The sequence below is a fragment of the Kitasatospora sp. NPDC057936 genome (genome assembly GCF_042887525.1).
Lineage (GTDB): Bacteria > Actinomycetota > Actinomycetes > Streptomycetales > Streptomycetaceae > Kitasatospora.
On record NZ_JBHVPD010000012.1, the window covers coordinates 1 to 18,164 of the forward strand.

Sequence of the window (18,164 nt, forward strand, 5' to 3'; positions counted from 1 at the left end):
CACACCCTGCGGGAGGTGGGGTGGCCGCACTTCGCCGACGTGGTTGACGGGCTGACGGCGGGTCGCCGGTCGCCGGTGGCGGGCGGCGGCCCGCGGTGCCAGGGGGGACCACCGCGGGCCGCCGCGGCGCGTCAGTCCGTGAGCTCGAACCGCGCGGCGATCTCCTCGATGAGCGGCAGGTGCTCGTCCCAGGTCGCGCTGCCCATGCCGAGGATGAAGGCGGCGTTGCCGCGCACGGCGAAGTACTCCCGGGTGCGGTAGATGACGGCGCCGCTGCCGTGCCGGGTGAGGAAGTCCAGCGCGACGCCTTGGCGTCCGCCGAACCGGGCCTCGGTGCGCGTGAAGTCGCCGTAGCCGTGGGCCTCCAGTTTCTCCTGGGCGACGTCCGCGACCTTTTCGGCGGTCATGCCCCGGGCCGGGACTTTGAAGACGATCAGGTTCCGGCCGGGCCCGCCGGTGGCCCGCAGGATCTCCGGACCGTTCGCCGGGACGGGCGGCATCGCCTCCCAGCCGGCCGGGACGTGCAGGACGGCGCCGTACGGGACGATGGCCAGGGGCTTCCAAGCAGTGGTGTCGGACATGGTGCGGGCCTCTCGGGTCGGTGCGGTTCTCGCGTCGCCGGAGGTGATACCGGGAAACCGCGGCGCTGCGAACCTCGCATTCGGCGTGCCGCCCGGTATCGGTAACCCGGTGACAGCAGGACGTGGGCCCGACCCGGGGAGACGGAGCACGATGAGCAACCACGAGGTGCGGGAGCGGCTCGTCACCGCGCACGGTCACCTGGTCGAGCGGGAGGTCGCCCGCTACCGCACCTGGCACCTCGACCGCGCGGACCTCCGCCAGTCCGGCATCCTCGGCCTGCTGATCGCCGCCCACCGCTTCGACCCGGACCGCGGCGCACCCTTCGGGGCGTACGCGCACACGTGGGTGCGGAAGGAGATCCAGCGGGCGATCGCGCAGCAGGAGTTCCCGGCCGTCGTCCCCGCCGACCTGGTCGGCCGGACGGTGGCACTGCGCGGCGCCCTCCGGGACAACGCCGACGACCTCGGCCTGGCGGCGGCGGCACTCGGCATCTCGCCGGGCACGGTGGCCGCGCTCCACCGGCAGCTGCGCACGGTCGCGCCGGAGGAGGACGAGGAACCGCCGGCACCCGGCCTCGGCCTCACCGATCCCGAACGCTCGGCCGTGGAACGGGACTTCGCGACCGTCGCCCGCAAGGCCCTGGCACGCCTCGACCGGCGCGAGGCCGACGCGCTCGTCCTGCGCTACGGCCTGGACGGCGAGCCGGAGCGCTCGTTCCGCGAGGTCGGCCGGGCCCTGGGCGTCTCCGGCCACACCGCGAGGGCGCTCGTCACCCGGGCCCAAACGGAGCTCCGACGGCTCCTCGACTGACGCCGGGCGGGACCGGACCGCCAGTCCCGGGCGTCCCCCGAAGGAGCCGCACGGACGGCGCACCCGCGACGGCCGGGGCAGGCTGGCCGCATGAGGGTCGCTCCGGGGCGCGGTGAGGCGCTCATCGCCGGCGTCATGTTCGCCCTGACCATGGTGGCCGGCGCGGTGGACGCGATCACCTACCTCGGGCTCGGGCACGTCTTCGCCGCGCTCGCCACCGGGAACGTGCTGCTGCTCGGCTTCGGGGTGGCGGGTACGGCGGGGACGCCGCTCGCCGCGCCGGCGGCGGCGCTGGGGGCGTTCACGGCCGGGGTGCTGCTGGCCGATCGCGTGATCGTGGGCCGGCTCCGCGAGGGCCGGCGCTGGTTCGTGTCCATGCTGGGCGCCGAGGCCGCGCTCATCGCCGCCGCCGGGGCCTGCACCATCGCCGCCGACGGCGCCGAGCGGCTGCCCACGCACGGGGTGGGCCTCCTCGTCCCGGTCCTGGCGGTCGCGATGGGCTGGCACAGCCGGATCATGGACCAGGCGCGGATCCCGGACATGCCGACGACGGTCCTGCAGACGGCCCTGGTGAAGGCGATCGTGGACACCCTCGCGTTCCGCCCGGCCGTACGGGCGGTGCCCCGGCTGACCCGGATGCGCCGGGTGGCGACGGTGGCGGGCATCCTGCTCGGCGGCGTCGGCGGGACGCTGCTGCTGCGGCTCGGGGCCGGTCCCGGGCTGCTCGCCGTGGCCGGCTTCGAGGCGGCGGTCGTGGCGCTGTACTCGCGTGCTCCCCGCCTCCGGCCCGCCGACGGTGACGTTCCGACGGCGACGGGCTGAGGACTCCTGCCCTGCCCGGGCCGCTCCGTTCGTCCGCGGTAACGATCCGGTGACGGGTGTGCACGGTGCGTGCAGGCGAGGATAGTTGGATGCGCTAATCTGACTAGCCGCCACCGGACCTGACGCCTCATCAGTCACATGTCTGATCGGACGCGACCGGACCAGGCGCATGTGCACCGCAATTCGACCTCCTAGGGACGTGACGTGCATGGCTGACCCCACCGGCTCCGCGGGCTCCACCGGTTCCACCCCCGAGACGATCGAGGTCCACCTCGGCGACGGCACGACCGTCTACGCCGCCGTCCGCGACCCCCGGACGGGACGCGACGACCGGACGGGAAGCGACTCCGGTGACGCCGGCGCCGTCTCCACCGCCGTGCGGCACACCTTCGACCAGGTGCGCGAGACCGTCCAGGCCGTCGGCCAGTGGGCCAAGGACACCGCGGTGAAGTGCGGCGACCCGTCCTCGTTCGAGGTGGAGTTCGGGGTGACGCTCTCCGTCCAGGCCGGGCGGCTGATCGGCGTGCTGGCCGAGGCGGGCGGCGAGGCGAGTCTGAACGTCCGGCTCACCTGGGACCGCGCCGGCTCCGGCACCCCCACCGCCGCGTAGGGCGGCCCGCGTGGTCCTGAGAGCCGGCGGCCCGCACGACCCCGCCGTCTGGCTCGCCGACGGCGCCACGACCTTCCTGGGCAGCGGCTTCTTCGTCGCCCCCGGACTCGTCGTGACCTGCGCCCACGTCGTCCACGGACGCCGGCCGGTCACGGTGCACGGCGCGCTCGGCGCGGAGGAAGTCCTCTCCGTCGACCTGTGGCCGCCCGACCGGCCCGCCGGCAGCGCCTACTACCCCGCGCCCGACCTCGCCGTGCTGCGCACACCCGTCCGCGAGGGGCGGCCGGTCGCCGTCCTCGCCGCGATGGAGGCACCGGCCGGAACGGAGCTCTCCGCGCACGGCTTCACCACGGCCACCCCGGCGGACGGCGTGCAGCCGGACACCGCTCGGCTGACGGTGGCCGGGCTGTCGGGCGGCTTCGTCCGGCTCGTGAACGGGTGGATCCGGAAGGGGCTCAGCGGGAGCATGGTGGTCGCTCCGGGCAGCGGGCAGGTGGTCGGTGTGGTCAAGGGGACCGAGGACGACGGCGACCCGGTGGGTGGGTGGATGACCCCGGTCGGGCAGCTGCGCGCCCTGCTGGACCTGCCGACGGCTGCTGCGTGCCCGGCTGCCGCGAACCGCATGGCGGGCCGCCAGGAGTGGGCCGACGCGCTGTTCCGAATACCGGCGCTGGACGACGAGCGGGTGCGCCACGACCTCGTCCGCCGGATCAACGACACACTCCCCGCCGAGCAGGGCATCCGCCCACGCGGCGACTCGCTAGCCCTGCCCCACCTGGAACTGATCGCCGGCGCCTGCCTGGACAACCTCGCCCCCTGCGACGCGCTCCGCGCCCTGGTCGGGGCGGTCCGACGGCTGGCCGGCGGGCACCGGGCGGTGGGCGACCTGGAGCTCCTGCTCGCGACGAGCTGCGGAGGGGGCACACATGCGGCAGCTTGACGAGCGCGCGGTGCACGTCCTGGCGGCGGCCTTGAAGGAGATCCCGCTGCTGGAGAACGGGGACCGGCGCGCCGATCTGGTGCACAGCATCCGGGAGGCACCCGGGGTCGTGGAGTTCGAGGTCACGTTCGACAATGCGACGCACACGCACCTCACCCGGATCACCCGGTCGTGCATCCGGCACAGCAACGCGCCCGCCGCCCGGCAGGCGCTCTACGAGGAGGCACGGCGTCTCGCCGGCGGCCAACGAGCGGTCTCCTGGCTGCGGTTCTTCAACGCCGTGCTCGATTCGCGGCACCCGGACGGCTTCAAGGAATGGCTGCTGGACAACGGCGGTCTGCTGCTGGCGCAGGGCTGGGGGAGCAGCACGGCGCCCGGGGTACCCGACCCGCTGAGCGAGTTCACGTGGCTGGTGGTCGGCGGGTCGGAGGCGCAGGTCCGGGAATTCTGCGGTTCCATTCCCGGCCTTCCGAGCTCCGTCACGATCGCCATTCCGACGCCCCACGGCGACGAACCGGAGCCCCGGGAGCCGAAAGCGCGGAGCCGCCGCAGGTGGTGGTCGGCCGGCGGCGTCGGCGCGGTCGTTCTCGCGGTGGTGGTCTGGGCGATCGTCTCGGCGGGCGGCGACCGGCCGGCGGTGCCGGTGTCGGTGCGCTGGAACGGTGAGGAGCTCTCATGGAGCGTTGATGGCACGTCCACCCTCTCCACCAAGGTAAATGTTCCCGCCGGCCGCACGCGCGTGGAGATCCCGCTGAACCTGAGCGACAAGAACCCGGACAGCGGCGAGTGTCATGAGACGACCGTGGAGATGACGATCGGCGGCTGGAAGTCGGGCCCCCGGAAGCCGGGCTCGGTGGTGCGGGCGAATGTGCCCGCGAACCAGTCGAGCGTGGACCTGGAACTGACTCTGAGCCCGACGGGCTGCACGTTGTTGGTCAACATCCACACCGTCGACTTCAAGGACTGAAGGGCTTCGCCGTGATCGCCGGACACCGTTTGCGCATGCTCGCCGTGACCGCCGCCGCAGTCCTGCCGCTCGCGCTCGCCGCCTGCTCCTCCGGACCGGAACGGCCGGCGCCGTTCGATCGGACGGTCCGGGTCGGGTTCAAGACGGCGGCCCCCGGCATGTCCGTCCAGGACCCCAACGGCATCTTCCAGGGCTTCGAACCGAGGCTGGTGGCCAAGGTGCTGGGCGACGCGGGCGTGCCCTACTCCTCCGTCCCGCTCTCCGCGCAGACGTGGCAGGACGCCCTGCTGGACGGCAACACCAACCACAACGGCGCCGACGTCGTCGTGGCGGACATCTCCGACACCGCCGAGCGCGAGCAGAACTTCGACCTCGCCGGCCCGTACCTGAAGACGCCGCTCGGCGCCCTCACCCTGGCCGCGCACCCGGTCGCGGTGCAGCGTCAGGAGGACCTGACCCCGCTGCGGGTCTGCACGATCGCGAAGACCACCGCCCGCGCGCTGATCGACAACGAGGTCAAGCCCAAGGTGTCGGTCGACGCCCTCTTCCCCGACGACTGCCTGAAGGCGCTGAACGACGGCACCGCGGACGTCTTCGTCTCCGACTACCTCGTCCTTCGCGGCATGGCCGTCAACGTCAAGGTGAACGGCCAGGCCCCGTACGCGATGGCGGACGGCCGGTTCGGCAAGGTGCAGACGCTGGTCGCCGCGCTGCCCCCGGGGCACACCTCGGCCTGCCAGTGGCTGCGGGGGCGGCTCGACGCGTACGTCAAGAGCCAGGCGTGGGCGACGGAGCTGCGCAGCAACTTCGCCTTCGGCCCCGACGTGTCGGACGACAACCTGCGCCAGGACTTCCAGCCGCTGATCAGCGCCTCGGACAACCTCTGCGCGAAATGACCGGGACGGTCCGCCGGTTCGTCCACGAGTGATCTTCCAACTCACGTACAGTGACGGGGAGGTGGCGGAACGGTGCGAGGAGGGTGCGGCGGCATGGCCGAGGAGAGCATCGCGGACGCGGTGGAGACGGTGCGGCGGTACTACGGGAGCAGCGAGGTCGACGGGTTCTACTCCGCCGTGTGGGGCGGGGAGAACATCCACACCGGCATCTACCTCGACGCCCACGAGCCGGTCGGGACGGCGTCCCGGCGGACGTGCGAACGGGCGGCGGCGAAGGTCGCGCACCGGCTGCGGACCCCGGGGGTCACGGTGCTGGACCTCGGCTCCGGGTACGGCGGGCCGACCCGTTTCCTGGCCGGGACGTTCGGCTGCCGGGTGACGGCGCTCAACATCAGCGAGCCGCAGAACGAGCGCCACCGCCGCACGAACGCGGAGCGCGGGCTCGACGGACTGATCGAGGTCGTGACCGGCTCGTTCCAGGACATCCCGTTCCCCGACGGGCACTTCGACGTCGTGTGGTCGCAGGAGGCGTTCTGCCACAGCCCCGACCGCGACCGCCTGCTGAGCGAGGCGGCCCGCGTCCTGCGGCCGGACGGCGACCTCGTGTTCACCGACGTCATGGCGGCGGACGGCGTCGCGCCCGAGTCGCTGTACGAGGTGGTGGCGCGCCTCCAGGTGGAGAGCCTCGCCACCCCGGGCTACTACGAGAAGCGGCTGCCCGAAGTCGGCCTGAGCGGCGTGGACTTCGACGACCGCAGCGAGCAGCTCCTCACGCACTACGTCCGGCTGGAGGAGGAGACCCGCCGCCAGGCCGACGCCCTGCGCGACCTCGTCGGCCCGGTGTACCTGGAGGGCCTGCTGGAGAACCTCCCCCTGTGGGTGGCCGCCTGCCGAGCGGGCCGCCTGAGCTGGGGCATCTTCCACGCCGGCCGCGACTGACCGCCCGGGCCCGCGGCCGGCCCCGGTGCGGGGACCGGCCGTGGGCGTCGGGGCCTCGGCGACGTGTCAGTGCTCGTCGTCGAGGTGGATGGCCAGGATGTTCGGGGTCGTCTTCGTGAAGTAGGCGCCGTTGGCCACGTAGGCGGTGCCGTCGTGGATCACCAGGGAGGTGGGGTTCTGCAGGCCGTCGTCCTTGCGGACGACGGTGTAGGTGTGGTCGGGGTGGATCCCGGGGTGGACGCGGACCACCTCGTTGCTGCCGTTGAGCGCGGCCAGGAGCTCGTCGCCGTGGCCGGTGAAGGCGAAGTCGTCGACGGTGGACAGGTTGTCCGCCCGGACCTCGGGCCGCCCGGACCGGCCGTCCCGCAGGATCGGGATCCGCACGATCGTGCCATTGACGGAGTTCGAGACCCAGACCGCGTGGTGGTGGAGCTTCAGGCCGTTGGCGCCGAAGCCCTTGGCCGCGAGCAGGGCGTCGTCCGAGAAGACGGTCGGGGTCCCGCCGGTGGTGGGCACCGTCCAGACCCGGCCGAGGGCGCTGTCGCTGATGTAGAGCAGGCCGCTGCGCCCGTCCAGCGCGATGCTGTTGGGCAGACTGTTGTTGGGGAGCTGGGCGACCTGCTCGGGGGTCGTCGTGTGCGGTCGCAGCCGCCAGACGCCGGTCTGGTCCGTGTCGCCGTTCGCGTACAGGAAGAACAGGGTGCCGTCCTGGGCCCGGACCAGGCCCATGGTGACCGGGTGGCCCACGAGCGGCGTGCCGCCCCCGGTGCCGTCCGGCACGGGCATCTGCACCAGGATCCGCACCCGGCCGTCGGTGCCGACCCGGGCCACCTGCTGGGCGAGCGAGAGCGTCACGTCGAAGGAGCCGTCGGGCTCCTGGACGATGTTCTCCGGCGTCTGCTTCAGCTGGTCGCCGTAGGTGAAGCAGGCCACGACGTCGGGCGAGCCGCAGTCCGTCGCCGCCGCGGAGGCGGGCGCGGCCGCGAACGTCGCGAAGGCTCCGGCGGCCAGGGCGAGAGTGGCCGCCCTTGTCGTCAACTTCTTCAAAGCATCCCCCTGAGACGTGCGGTGACCATGTGTCAGGCCACCAGACTCATACGATGATGCTCAAAGTAGCAGCCGTGACTGATGGGAAAGCCGGGAAGGAGCTTTCCTCGCCTGTCAGGAAGCGGGCGGCGCGGGAGGGTAGTTGACGACGTCGCAGGGCGGGGCGACCTCGTCGTCGCTCTGATGTCCGTGGACGCTGCTCGGCCCCGCATGCTCGGAGGCCCCGTCGGCGGAGCCCGGGGTCGTCATGACACCGGCCGCGCCCAGGGCCGCGAACGTGATGGACGCGGCGGAGACGCCCCGTTGCCAGGGAAATCTCAATACCCCTCCTGCGGGTCGCACCGGTCGGGCCACCTCGACTCGGCTTCGGTGGAGCACAAACCGTACTGCCCGCCCCTGGGACCTCGGGTATTCCGGTCCGTTGATCCCTCGATCGGATGATTCCGCGTTCGAGCGGTTCAGGCGGATTCCCGGCCCGCCGCCGCCACGGCGGCAGCGCGGCGCAGCGCCGTCGTGGCGATGGACAGGAACTCCGGTACGGGGTCCGCCTGCGCGCCCTCCGGGACCGCCAGGCAGGTTTCCACCGGCGAGGAGTCGGTGACGGGCAGGTAGCGCAGGTCGGGCCGGGAGTAGGAGCCGGTGATGCTCAGGGGGACGAGGGCGATGCCCTGGCCGGAGGCGATGAGTTCGAACTTCTCGTCCAGGGAGGAGCTCCGCCGCGTCCGGGCGTCGAGGACCGGTTCGCCGGCGAGGTCGGCGGTGGTGAGGCTGGTGCGGTCGGCGAGCGGGTGGGTCGCGGGCAGGCAGGCGACCTTGGTCTCGCGGCCGATCGGGACGGTCCGCAGACCGGTGGCGTCGAAGGGGTGGCGCAGGTAGCCGACGTGCGCGCGGCCGTCGCGCAGCGGCGCGTCCTGTTCCCACCAGCGCAGCGGGAGGACGTCGACCGTCACGTCCGGGTGGCGCGCGCTGAACTCCCGTATCGCCTCGGACACGTGCAGGCCGGGGGAGAAGGCGACGACGAGCCGCCGTTCGCCCCGCGCGGCCTCCTGGACGCGCCGGACGGCGGTGTCCACCGCCGTCGTGATCCGCCGCGCCTCCTCGTACAGCTGCCGCCCGGCCGCCGTCAGCTCGACGCTGCGCGTGGTCCGGGTGAACAGTTCGCAGCCCAACTCCTGCTCGAAAGCCCGGATCTGCCGGCTGAGGACCGGCTGGGTGATGAACAGCTCCCGGGCCGCCCGGCCGAACTGCCCGTGCTCGGCGACCGCGGTGAAGTAGCGGAGTTTGCGCAGATCCAGGTCCATCTCCGCACGCTATCAATGCACTCCCTGCACCGATGCCCGCGCGGCATCAATGCGGACGGAAGGGCATTGGACGGCTGCCGGGACGCTCCGGAGACTCGGATCATGACCGAAATCCGCACCGACACCCACACCGACACCTGCACCGAAATCCGCACCGACATCCGCACCACCGCCCTCGTCATCGGCGCCTCCCGCACCCTCGGCCTCGGGCTCGCCGCCGAACTCCTCCGCCGCGGCTGGGACGTCATCGGCACCGTCCGCGGCGAGCGCCGCACCGGCCTCCACGACCTGGCCGACGCCTCCGGAGGCCGGCTGGCCGTCGAGTCCCTGGAAATGACCGATCCCGACCAGATCGCGGCGCTTCGTGACCGACTGACCACGGTCGGGCGCACCCTCGACCTGCTCTTCGTCAACGCCGCGATCACCCGCGGCGACCTCCCGATCGGGGACGTCCCGACGGACATGTTCACCGAGGTCATGGTGACCAACGCGCTCGCCCCGATGCGCGTCGTGGAGGTGCTCGGCCCGCTGGTCGCACCGGCCGGGACCATCGGCGTCATGTCCTCCGACCAGGGCAGCCTCAGCCTCAACACCGACGGCGGCCAGGACCTGTACCGGGCCAGCAAGTCCGCGCTGAACCAGCTCATGCGCTGCTATGCTGCCCGCCACACCGCCGACGGCCGGACCCTGATCCTCATGGACCCGGGCTGGGTGCGGACCGAACTCGGCGGCCCCGAAGCCGATCTCAGCGTGGAGGAGAGCGTTCCCGGCGTGGCCGGGACGATCGAGCAGCACCGGGGCAAGCCCGGTCTGCACTTCGTCGACCACCAGGGGCAGGCCGTGCCCTGGTGACCGTCGGCGGAGTGGCCCCGCGGCTCGACCCCGGTCGACCACGTTCGGCCACGGACACAACGGCAGCACCGGAACGCAAACTGGAATCCGTCCGCTGTTGGTCCGACGGTCGCGCGTGTTCTCTACACTGGGGCTACCGCAGATCACTGTAGGTGATGGAATCGCCGGCCCTGCCCGGCCCGTCCGCCTCTGAGCGAAAGGCCGTCCGATGGCCCCGCGTCTGTCCGTCGTCGTCCCGATCTACAACGTCGAGCGCTACCTCGAAGAGTGCCTCGACTCGATCGCGGGCCAGTCCTTCGAGGATTTCGAGTGCGTCATGGTCGACGACGGCTCGACCGACGACAGCGCCCTCCTCGCCAAGGCGTACGCCGAGCAGGACCCCCGCTTCCGGCTGGTCCAGCAGACGAACAAGGGCCTCGGCGCCGCCCGCAACACCGGCTGGCGCCACCTCACCCCCGGCACCGAGTACCTGACGTTCGTCGACAGCGACGACACCCTGCCGCCGCACGCCTACCAGCTCATGATCCGCACGCTGGACGACACCGGATCCGACTTCGCCACCGGCAACGCCATGCGCCTGCGCACCAGCGGACTCACCCCCTCGCACGGCCACCGCCGCCCGTTCCGCGAGACCCGGCTGCGCACCCACGTCAGCGAACTGCCCGCGCTCGTCACCGACCGCACCGCCTGGAACAAGGTCTACCGGCGCTCGTTCTTCGACGGCGCGGGCATCCTCTACCCCGAGGGCCTCCTGTACGAGGACGCCCCGGTCAGCGTGCCGCACCACTTCCTCGCCGAGCGCGTCGACGTCATCTCCGAGCCGATCTACCACTGGCGGGTGCGCGAGGACGGCGCGCTGTCCATCACCCAGCGCAAGACCGACCCGCGCGGCCTGATCGACCGGGTCCGCTCGATGGAACTGGTCCGGGAATGGCTGACGGCCCGCCCCGAGCCGCAGTTCGCCGAGCACCTGCGCGCCTACGACCGGAACTGCCTGGTCGAGGAGATCCCGATGTTCTTCTGGTCCCTCCCGGACGGCGACCGCCCCTACTGGGAGGTCTACCAGCGGCACGTGAGCCGGCTGCTCCTGGCCATCGGCTCCGAGCAGCTGGCCGGGCTGAACGCCCAGCTGCGGCTCAAGTACAGCCTGACGCTGGCCGACCGGATGCGGCGCTTCGTGGCCCTCCAGCGCCTGCACCGCATCGTCCGCCGCACCCGCCAGGCCGCGCGCCGCTGAGCCGGGGGCTGGAGGCCGGGGGCCGGGGCCGGGCGTGGCGTGCGTGCTCCGGCCGCGGGCCCGTCCCGCCCGTACGGCGTAGCACCGAGTGTCGGAGGCCGGACGGCCGGGCGCCGGTGCACATAGTGCGGTCATGACCCGCATGCGCATCGCCGCCCTCTGCACCGCGACCCTGCTCGCCTCCACCCTCCACCTGTCGGCCGGGCCCGCGACGGCCGTCGGGCCCGCGCACCCGCAGCACGGGTGCGCCGCCTCGCCCGACCCGGGGAGCGGGCAGGCCGGGAAGGTGCTCGACGCCGTCCGCCGGGCGAAGGAGGAACTCGACCTCAACTCCGTCCTGCTGAAGGTGACGGTGGACGGGCGGGAGGTGGTCACCGGGGCGGTGGGGGAGTCCATGACCGGGGTGCCGGCCACCGCCGACATGCACTTCCGCGTCGGGTCGGTGGCGTTCTCCTACATGGGTGTGGTGCTCCTGCAACTCGTCGAGGAGGGGAAGGTGAGCCTGGACGACCCGGTGTCGCGCTGGCTGCCCGACCTTCCGCACGCCGAGGAGATCACCCTGCGGATGCTCGGCTCCACCACCTCAGGGCTGCACGACTACGTCCCCGACCCCGTCTTCCAGAACGCCTACCTCGCCGACCCGTTCCGGGAGTGGACCGAGGCCGAGCTCGTCGGCGTCTCCACCGCCCACGACCTCTGGTACGCGCCCGGCACCAACTGGAGCTACTCGCACGCCAACTTCATGCTGCTCGGCGAGGCGCTCGCGAAGATCACCGGCGAACCGCTGGACGGACTGCTGCGCCGACGGGTGATGGACCGCCTCGACCTGCGTCAGACCCGCAACGGCTTCACCCCCGACCTGCCGACCCCCGTGCTGCACGGCTTCACCGCGGCGCGCGGCCGCTACGAGGAGGTCACCTTCTGGAACCCGTCCTGGACCGCCGCGCGCGGAGCGGTCCTCTCCAGCGACATCTGCGACCTGGCCCGCTCCGCGCAGGCCATCGGCGCCGGTGAACTGCTCTCGCCCAGCAGCTACCGGACGCAGCTGAACCCGGGGACGGTCGGCCTCGGGCACGCGACCAAGATCTGCCCGGCGGACATCTGCAGGACCAACACGGAGGCCGAGCACTTCGGCCTCGGGGTGTTCGTGCGGAACGGCTGGGTGCTGCAGAACCCGTTCCTGCCCGGGTACGCCGCCGTCCAGGCCTACCTGCCGGACTGCCGCCTCGCGATCGCCGTCGCCACCACCCAGGGCCCCGCGACGACGGACGGCCAGCCGGCGCAGACCATCGCCGCCCGGATCTCGGAGCTCCTGGCCCCGGACCACCCGCTGGCACCCTGAGGCACCCTTCCCAGCCGTCGGCGCCCCCGTGGCCGCTCCTCCGGAGTCGACCGAAGCGAGCGGCCCGGGTGTGCGCCACCACGCCGGAATGTACGCACGACTCCTTCACAAGGCTCCGCCGTCCCGGCCGGGTTCCGCCCCTGCTGAGGCCCGTATTCCGCCTCGTAGCAAGGCTGTGACAAAGGAGTGACAGGGCTGCGCGGACTTCTGTTCGGTTCTCTCATGTCGTGCACGTATGGTCGCCACATGCGAGAGAAGCGGCGGGGAACAGGTGTGAACAAGCTCGGGGCCGGTGTGCGGCTGCTCGGTGTGAGCGGCATAGCCGGGGTGGTCGTGGCGGGCATAGCCCTGCCGGCCGTGGGGGCCGTCGGCCTCGGGGCGCAATCGGCCGCGGACGACTTCCAGAACCTCCCGGACGACTTCAAGACCCCGCCGCTTTCCCAGGCCTCGACGATCTACGACGCGCAGGGCGGCGTGATCGCCACCGTCTACGACCGCGACCGCACGATCGTCCCGGGGGACCAGATCTCCCCGCTGGTGAAGACGGCCCTCGTGGACATCGAGGACAACCGCTACTTCGAGCACGGCGCGATCGACCTCAAGGGCGTCCTCCGGGCCCTGAACAAGAACGCCGCCACGGGCAGCAGCCAGGGCGCCTCCACGCTCACGCAGCAGTACGTGAAGAACGTCTTCGTCGAGGAGGCGGGCGACGACCCGGCGAAGGTCCAGGAGGCGCAGCGGCAGACGGTCGGCCGCAAGATCCAGGAGCTGAAGTACGCGATCAAGGTCGAGGAGACCCTCAGCAAGGACCAGATCCTCACCAACTACCTGAACATCACGTACTTCGGGCAGCACGCCTACGGCATCGAGGCGGCGGCCCACCGCTACTTCGGCGTCCACGCGAAGGACCTCACCCTGCCGCAGGCCGCGCTGCTGGCGGGCCTGGAGCAGTCCCCGAGCGGCTACGACCCGGTGGCCCACCCGGACGACGCCAAGACCCGGCGCGACACCGTGCTGAAGAAGATGGCCGAGTTCGGGCACATCACCAAGGACCAGGAGCAGCAGGCGATCGCGAGCCCGCTGGGGCTGAACATCCAGTCGTCGCCGCAGGGTTGCATCACGGCCAAGCAGGGCGAGGGCTTCTTCTGCGACTACGCGCGCCAGGTGGTGCTGACCGACCCGGCGTTCGGGAAGAACGCGGCCGAGCGGAAGGCGCTGTGGAACCGCGGCGGCCTGCAGATCCGCACCACGCTCGACCCCAAGGCGCAGGCGGCGCTCAACGACTCGGTGACCAAGGGCGTGAACCCGGGCGACCTGGCGGCGACGGCGATGAGCATCGTCCAGCCGGGCACCGGCAAGATCCTCGCGATGGGCCAGAGCCGCCCGTACGGCGTCGACGACTCCAAGCACGAGACCCAGATCAACTACAACGTCGAGAAGTCGATGGGCGGCGGGTCCGGCTTCCAGACCGGGTCGACGTTCAAGCCGATCGTCGCGGCGGCGGCCCTGGAGGCCGGCATCGCGCCGAACCAGAGCTACACCACCGACTACAGCATCCCGTGGCCGGCGATGAAGGACTGCAACGGCGGCAAGTTCCCGTCGACCGAGTCGCTGCACAACGACAGCCCGAACCTCAAGGGCCAGTTCGACATGAAGACGGCGATGGCGCAGTCGGTCAACACCTACTTCGCGAAGCTGGAGGCGGACGCCGGGCTGTGCTCCGTCGCCCAGATGACCAACAAGCTGGGCATCACCGCGCAGGCCGGCGGCGAGAAGCTCCAGGTGGTGCCGTCGATGACGCTGGGCAGCAACTCCCTGACCCCGCTGGAGATGGCGAACGTCTACGCGACGTTCGCCGCGCACGGCACCTACTGCAAGCCGACCGCGATCACCGCGGTGACCGGCCCGGACGGCAAGCAGCTGGCGGTGCCGGACGCGAACTGCACCTCCGTGATGTCCTCGGACACGGCCGACACCGTCACCACGATGCTCAAGGGCGTGGTCGAGGACGGCACCGGCAAGCCGGCCGGTCTCTCCGGCCGCGACAGCGCGGGCAAGACCGGCACCACCAACGGCAGCCGCCAGGTGTGGTTCGTCGGCTACACCCCCGAGATGGCGGGCGCGACGGTCGTCAGTGACACGGCCGTCCAGAAGCCGCTGGACGGGCAGCGGATCGGCGGCCACGTCGTCGACCAGGCCTTCGGCGGCACGCTGGCCGGGCCGATCTGGAGCGGTGCCATGGACGGCGCGCTGAGCGGTGTGCCGGCGGGCACGCTGACGACGGTGCCGCTGCCGTAGCGGCGGAGTGTTTTAGCTGTTGGATCGCCACGGCCCCGCCGCTCGCCCGTACCGGGGGAGCGGCGGGGCCGTTCCGTCTCTTACGCGTGGGTGGCCTCGTAGTCGGGAGCTGCTGCGGCGGCCGGGGCTTCCGGCACCTTCGGGCGCAACGCGTACGTCAGGACGGCCAAGGCAGCGAAGATCCCTGCCGCGACGGCACCGGTGACGTGCAGCGCGGAGGTGAACGCCTCTCGCGCGGTGTGCAGGAGGTCCGCGGCCCGCCCGGCCGGGAGGTGCTCGGCGGCGGCGACCGCGCCCGCGAGGGAGTCGGACGTGCCGTGCGTGCGGGCGCGGTAGACCGCCGCGGCCAGCGCGCCGAGGAGCGCGAAGCCCAGCGAGCCGCCGAAGTAGTTGCCGGTCTCCGACATCGCCGCGGCCGATCCGGCGCGCTCCGGCGGGACGGAACCCATGACGAGCCCGGTGCCGAGCGCGAACAGCGGGCCGGTGCCGAGCGCCAGGACGGCGACGCCGGTGATGACCAGCGGCAGGCTGCCGGGACCGTCCACGACCGTCAGCAGCAGGCCGCCGAGCGCGGAGAGCGCCAGCCCGCCGGCGATCGCGGTCGACCGGCTCACCCGCCGGGCCAGGAGCGGCGAGGCCATCGTGCCCACCGCCACGGCCAGGCCCATCGGCGCGAACAGCACGGCGGACGCGAGCGGCGAGTGGCCGAGGACGCTCTGCAGGTACTGCGTCACCAGCAGGCCCGTCCCGGCCATCGCCACGCCGGCGAACACCAGCGCGACGAGGACGGCCGTGAACGGGCGGCTGCGCAGCAGGCGGAGGTCCAACAGGGGTGCTTCCAGGCGCAGTTGGCGCCGGACGAAAAGCGCGCCGACCACCGCGCCCACGGCCAGGGCCGCAGAAGGCACGGCGGGCGCGCTCCCGACCGCCAGCTGCTTGAGCCCGTAGACCACCAGGAGCACCGCCACCAGCGACAGCCCCACGCCGGCGAGGTCCAGCCGCCCCGACCGGTCGCCGCGGAACTCCGGCAGCAGGAACGGCCCGGTCAGCAGCAGCACCGCCATCGTCGGCACGGCGGCCAGGAACACCGACCCCCACCAGAAGTGCTGGAGCAGGAACCCGGCGAGCACCGGCCCGAGCGCGCCCCCGGCGAACTGGCAGGTCGCCCACACCGCGATGGCCCGCCCGCGCTGCCGCCCGTCCCGGAACAGGTCGGTGATCAGCGCGAGCGTGGACGGCGCCAGCGTCGCCCCGGCGACGCCGAGCAGCGCCCGGACGGCGATCAGCACCAGCGGGTCGGTGGCGTAGGCCGCCACGACCGACAGCACCGCGAACGCCGCGGCGCCGGTGAGCAGCAGCCGCCGGCGGCCGACCCGGTCACCGAGGGTGCCCATCGTGATGACCAGCGCGGCCACCGTGAGCCCGTAGCCGTCGCTGATCCACAGCTGCTGGACGTTGGTGGCGCCCAGGTCCGCGCTCAGCCGCGGGAGCGCGAGCAGCAGCGCCGTCACGTCCATCGCGACCAGCAGGGTGGGCAGCATCAGGACGGCCAGGGCCGCCCAGGGCCGTTCGACTCGCATCTTCGTAACCTCCGGATCTCCGTACGTTGCGCGGGCTGGTCGGAGCCGGGGGAGCGTTCTTGACATCCGCCGGACGCGCGAAGGCCGTGCGACGGGAAAGTCGTGGGAAATTTCTCCGGGAAACGTCCCGAGCGATGTCAAGACGGCGCCGGCGGCTCCGACCAACCGGTCGAGAGGGCCCCGCCGGGGCCCGCGCACCACGAGGAGCACGCGATGAAGTTCGTGATCGGCCTGCACATCAACCCGGCCGTGCTGGACGCGCTGACCGACGAGGAGAAGGCGGCGATCGGTGCCGGCCACGGCCGGTTCATCGAGGCGCTGAAGGAGTCCGGCGAGCTGATCCTCACCCAGGCGCTGGTCGACCCGTCCCAGGCGGCCGTGGTGACCGTCCGGGACGGGCAGCCGGTGGTGACCGACGGCCCGTTCCTGGAGGCCAAGGAGTTCCTCGGCGGCTTCTACCTCGTCGACTGCGAGGACAAGGAGCGCGCGATCGAACTCGCGGCGCAGATCCCCGACGCCGCGATCCCGGGACTGGGGGTCGAGGTGCGCCAGGTCATGTTCTCCGACGGACACTTGGAGGCATGACGCACGGCACGACCCCCGGCAGTTCGCAGGGCATGACGCACGGCACGACCCCCGGAACGACCCCCGGCCGTCCGCACGGCACGGCGGTGCACGAGTTCGAGGACCTGCTGCGTGAGCTCGCGCCGCAGGTCCTCGGCACGCTGGTGCGGCGGCACGGGCAGTTCGAGGGCTGCGAGGACGCCGTGCAGGAGGCCGTCCTCGCCGCCGCCGTGCAGTGGCCGGACGAGGGCGTGCCGGACAACCCGCGCGGCTGGCTGGTGACCGTCGCCTCCCGCCGCCTCGTCGACCGGATGCGCAGCGACCACGCGCGCCGCGAACGCGAGGCGGCGACGGCGTTCGAGGTGCGGCCCGAGGACGTGCCGGACAGCGACGACACGCTCGTCCTGCTGTTCCTGTGCTGCCACCCGACCCTGACCGCGGCCTCCCAGACCGCCCTGACCCTGCGGGCGGTCGGCGGCCTGACCACGGCCGAGATCGCCCGCGCGTTCCTGGTCCCGGAGGCCACGCTCGCGGCCAGGATCAGCCGGGCCAAGCAGCGCATCAAGGCCGCCGGCAGCTCCTTCGCGCTCCCCGAGGGCGAGGAGCGCGAGGAGCGGCTGCGGGTGGTCCTGCACGTCCTCTACCTGATCTTCAACGAGGGCTACACCGCCTCCTCGGGCACCGACCTCGACCGCCCCGACCTCGCCCGCGAGGCGATCCGCCTCACCCGCACGGTGCACGCCCAGCTGCCCGACGACCCCGAGGTCGCCGGTCTGCTCGCCCTGATGCTCCTCACCCACGCCCGCCGCGAGGCCCGTACGACCTCCGCCGGCGACCTGGTCCCCCTCGCCGACCAGGACCGGACGGCCTGGGACCGCACCCTGCTCGACGAGGGCCTCGCCCTCGCCAAGGCGTCCCTGGCCGGTCCCGCCCTCGGCCCGTACCAGCTCCAGTCCGCGATCGCCGCGACGCACGCGGCGGCGGCGACGGCCGAGGAGACCGACTGGCACCAGGTGCACGCGCTTTACCTGATCCTCGAACGCATCGCCCCCAACCCGATGGTCACCCTCAACCGCGCGATCGCCCTCGCCGAAACCGAGGGCCCCGAGGCCGGCCTGGCCCTCCTCGCCACCCTCGACGCCGACCCGAGGATGGCCACCCACCACCGCCTCCTCTCCGTCCGCGCCCACCTCCTGGAACGCACCGGCGACCGGACCGCCGCCCACGACCACTACCGCCGCGCGGCCAGGGCCACGGCGAGCACCGCCGAACAGCGCTACCTGGAGTCGCGGGCGGCGCGGCTGCGGCCGTAGCTCTGCGGCTGTAGCTCTGCGGGCGGCATCGCCCGTTTGAGTGCAATCCGGGCTTCGCGGGCGG

The 18,164-nt window shown here is 72.5% G+C and carries 17 protein-coding genes; 13 read left to right on the top strand and 4 right to left on the bottom strand.

The annotated features are described in order from the left end of the window. Positions 1-131 precede the first annotated feature (131 nt). Positions 132-581 (bottom strand): hypothetical protein, encoded by a 450-nt coding sequence (locus ACFVU9_RS09115; RefSeq protein ID WP_387591455.1) that lies wholly within the window; start codon positions 579-581, stop codon positions 132-134. Positions 582-732: 151 nt separating this feature from the next. On the opposite strand from ACFVU9_RS09115, the gene ACFVU9_RS09120 reads away from it, so the two are divergent. The 7 genes from ACFVU9_RS09120 to ACFVU9_RS09150 all read left to right on the top strand — a co-directional run bounded on the left by ACFVU9_RS09120 (position 733) and on the right by ACFVU9_RS09150 (position 6,566). After that, entirely contained in the window at positions 733-1,392 is a 660-nt protein-coding gene (locus ACFVU9_RS09120) for a sigma-70 family RNA polymerase sigma factor (protein WP_387591458.1), read from the top strand. A gap of 90 nt (positions 1,393-1,482) precedes the next feature. Continuing rightward, positions 1,483-2,214 (top strand): YoaK family protein, encoded by a 732-nt coding sequence (locus tag ACFVU9_RS09125; protein WP_387591461.1) that lies wholly within the window; start codon positions 1,483-1,485, stop codon positions 2,212-2,214. Between the two features lie 208 nt (positions 2,215-2,422). Then, positions 2,423-2,824 (top strand): CU044_2847 family protein, encoded by a 402-nt coding sequence (locus tag ACFVU9_RS09130; protein WP_387591464.1) that lies wholly within the window; start codon positions 2,423-2,425, stop codon positions 2,822-2,824. Between the two features lie 10 nt (positions 2,825-2,834). After that, positions 2,835-3,764: a trypsin-like peptidase domain-containing protein gene (locus ACFVU9_RS09135; RefSeq protein WP_387591466.1), complete on the top strand. Its 930-nt coding sequence runs from the start codon at positions 2,835-2,837 to the stop codon at positions 3,762-3,764. Further along, positions 3,751-4,731: a hypothetical protein gene (locus ACFVU9_RS09140; RefSeq protein ID WP_387591469.1), complete on the top strand. Its 981-nt coding sequence runs from the start codon at positions 3,751-3,753 to the stop codon at positions 4,729-4,731. Before ACFVU9_RS09135 ends, ACFVU9_RS09140 begins: the two co-directional genes overlap by 14 nt. A 35-nt stretch (positions 4,732-4,766) precedes the next feature. Then, complete coding sequence (locus tag ACFVU9_RS09145; protein ID WP_387591472.1) at positions 4,767-5,627, top strand: substrate-binding periplasmic protein; 861 nt, start codon at positions 4,767-4,769, stop codon at positions 5,625-5,627. Between the two features lie 93 nt (positions 5,628-5,720). Further along, on the top strand, positions 5,721-6,566 hold the full coding sequence (locus tag ACFVU9_RS09150) for an SAM-dependent methyltransferase (protein ID WP_387591475.1): 846 nt from the start codon (positions 5,721-5,723) through the stop codon (positions 6,564-6,566). A gap of 66 nt (positions 6,567-6,632) precedes the next feature. Here ACFVU9_RS09150 and ACFVU9_RS09155 read toward each other — a convergent pair whose 3' ends face one another. After that, positions 6,633-7,613 carry a hypothetical protein gene (locus tag ACFVU9_RS09155; RefSeq protein WP_387591477.1) on the bottom strand — a complete coding sequence of 327 codons (981 nt, stop codon included), beginning with the start codon at positions 7,611-7,613 and terminating at the stop codon, positions 6,633-6,635. 458 nt (positions 7,614-8,071) lie between these two features. Next, positions 8,072-8,914 carry a LysR family transcriptional regulator gene (locus ACFVU9_RS09160; protein WP_387591481.1) on the bottom strand — a complete coding sequence of 281 codons (843 nt, stop codon included), beginning with the start codon at positions 8,912-8,914 and terminating at the stop codon, positions 8,072-8,074. 102 nt (positions 8,915-9,016) lie between these two features. On the opposite strand from ACFVU9_RS09160, the gene ACFVU9_RS09165 reads away from it, so the two are divergent. The 4 genes from ACFVU9_RS09165 to ACFVU9_RS09180 all read left to right on the top strand — a co-directional run bounded on the left by ACFVU9_RS09165 (position 9,017) and on the right by ACFVU9_RS09180 (position 14,643). Then, entirely contained in the window at positions 9,017-9,766 is a 750-nt protein-coding gene (locus tag ACFVU9_RS09165) for an SDR family oxidoreductase (RefSeq protein ID WP_387591484.1), read from the top strand. A gap of 208 nt (positions 9,767-9,974) precedes the next feature. Then, positions 9,975-11,003 (top strand): glycosyltransferase family 2 protein, encoded by a 1,029-nt coding sequence (locus ACFVU9_RS09170; protein ID WP_380438323.1) that lies wholly within the window; start codon positions 9,975-9,977, stop codon positions 11,001-11,003. 133 nt (positions 11,004-11,136) lie between these two features. Then, positions 11,137-12,345, top strand: coding sequence for a serine hydrolase domain-containing protein (locus ACFVU9_RS09175; RefSeq protein WP_387591487.1), 1,209 nt, complete (start codon positions 11,137-11,139; stop codon positions 12,343-12,345). Between the two features lie 246 nt (positions 12,346-12,591). Next, the gene (locus tag ACFVU9_RS09180) at positions 12,592-14,643 is read left to right on the top strand and encodes a transglycosylase domain-containing protein (protein ID WP_380501876.1); all 2,052 of its coding nucleotides are present in this window, start codon (positions 12,592-12,594) and stop codon (positions 14,641-14,643) included. An 80-nt stretch (positions 14,644-14,723) separates the two neighbouring features. Here ACFVU9_RS09180 and ACFVU9_RS09185 read toward each other — a convergent pair whose 3' ends face one another. Continuing rightward, the gene (locus ACFVU9_RS09185) at positions 14,724-16,223 is read right to left on the bottom strand and encodes an MFS transporter (protein WP_387591490.1); all 1,500 of its coding nucleotides are present in this window, start codon (positions 16,221-16,223) and stop codon (positions 14,724-14,726) included. A 213-nt stretch (positions 16,224-16,436) separates the two neighbouring features. Here ACFVU9_RS09185 and ACFVU9_RS09190 point away from each other — a divergent pair, with 213 nt between their 5' ends. Both ACFVU9_RS09190 and ACFVU9_RS09195 read left to right on the top strand, forming a co-directional pair. Further along, positions 16,437-16,808 carry a YciI family protein gene (locus ACFVU9_RS09190; protein WP_380438330.1) on the top strand — a complete coding sequence of 124 codons (372 nt, stop codon included), beginning with the start codon at positions 16,437-16,439 and terminating at the stop codon, positions 16,806-16,808. 32 nt (positions 16,809-16,840) lie between these two features. Next, the gene (locus ACFVU9_RS09195) at positions 16,841-18,100 is read left to right on the top strand and encodes an RNA polymerase sigma factor (RefSeq protein WP_387591685.1); all 1,260 of its coding nucleotides are present in this window, start codon (positions 16,841-16,843) and stop codon (positions 18,098-18,100) included. Positions 18,101-18,164: the final 64 nt, after the last annotated feature.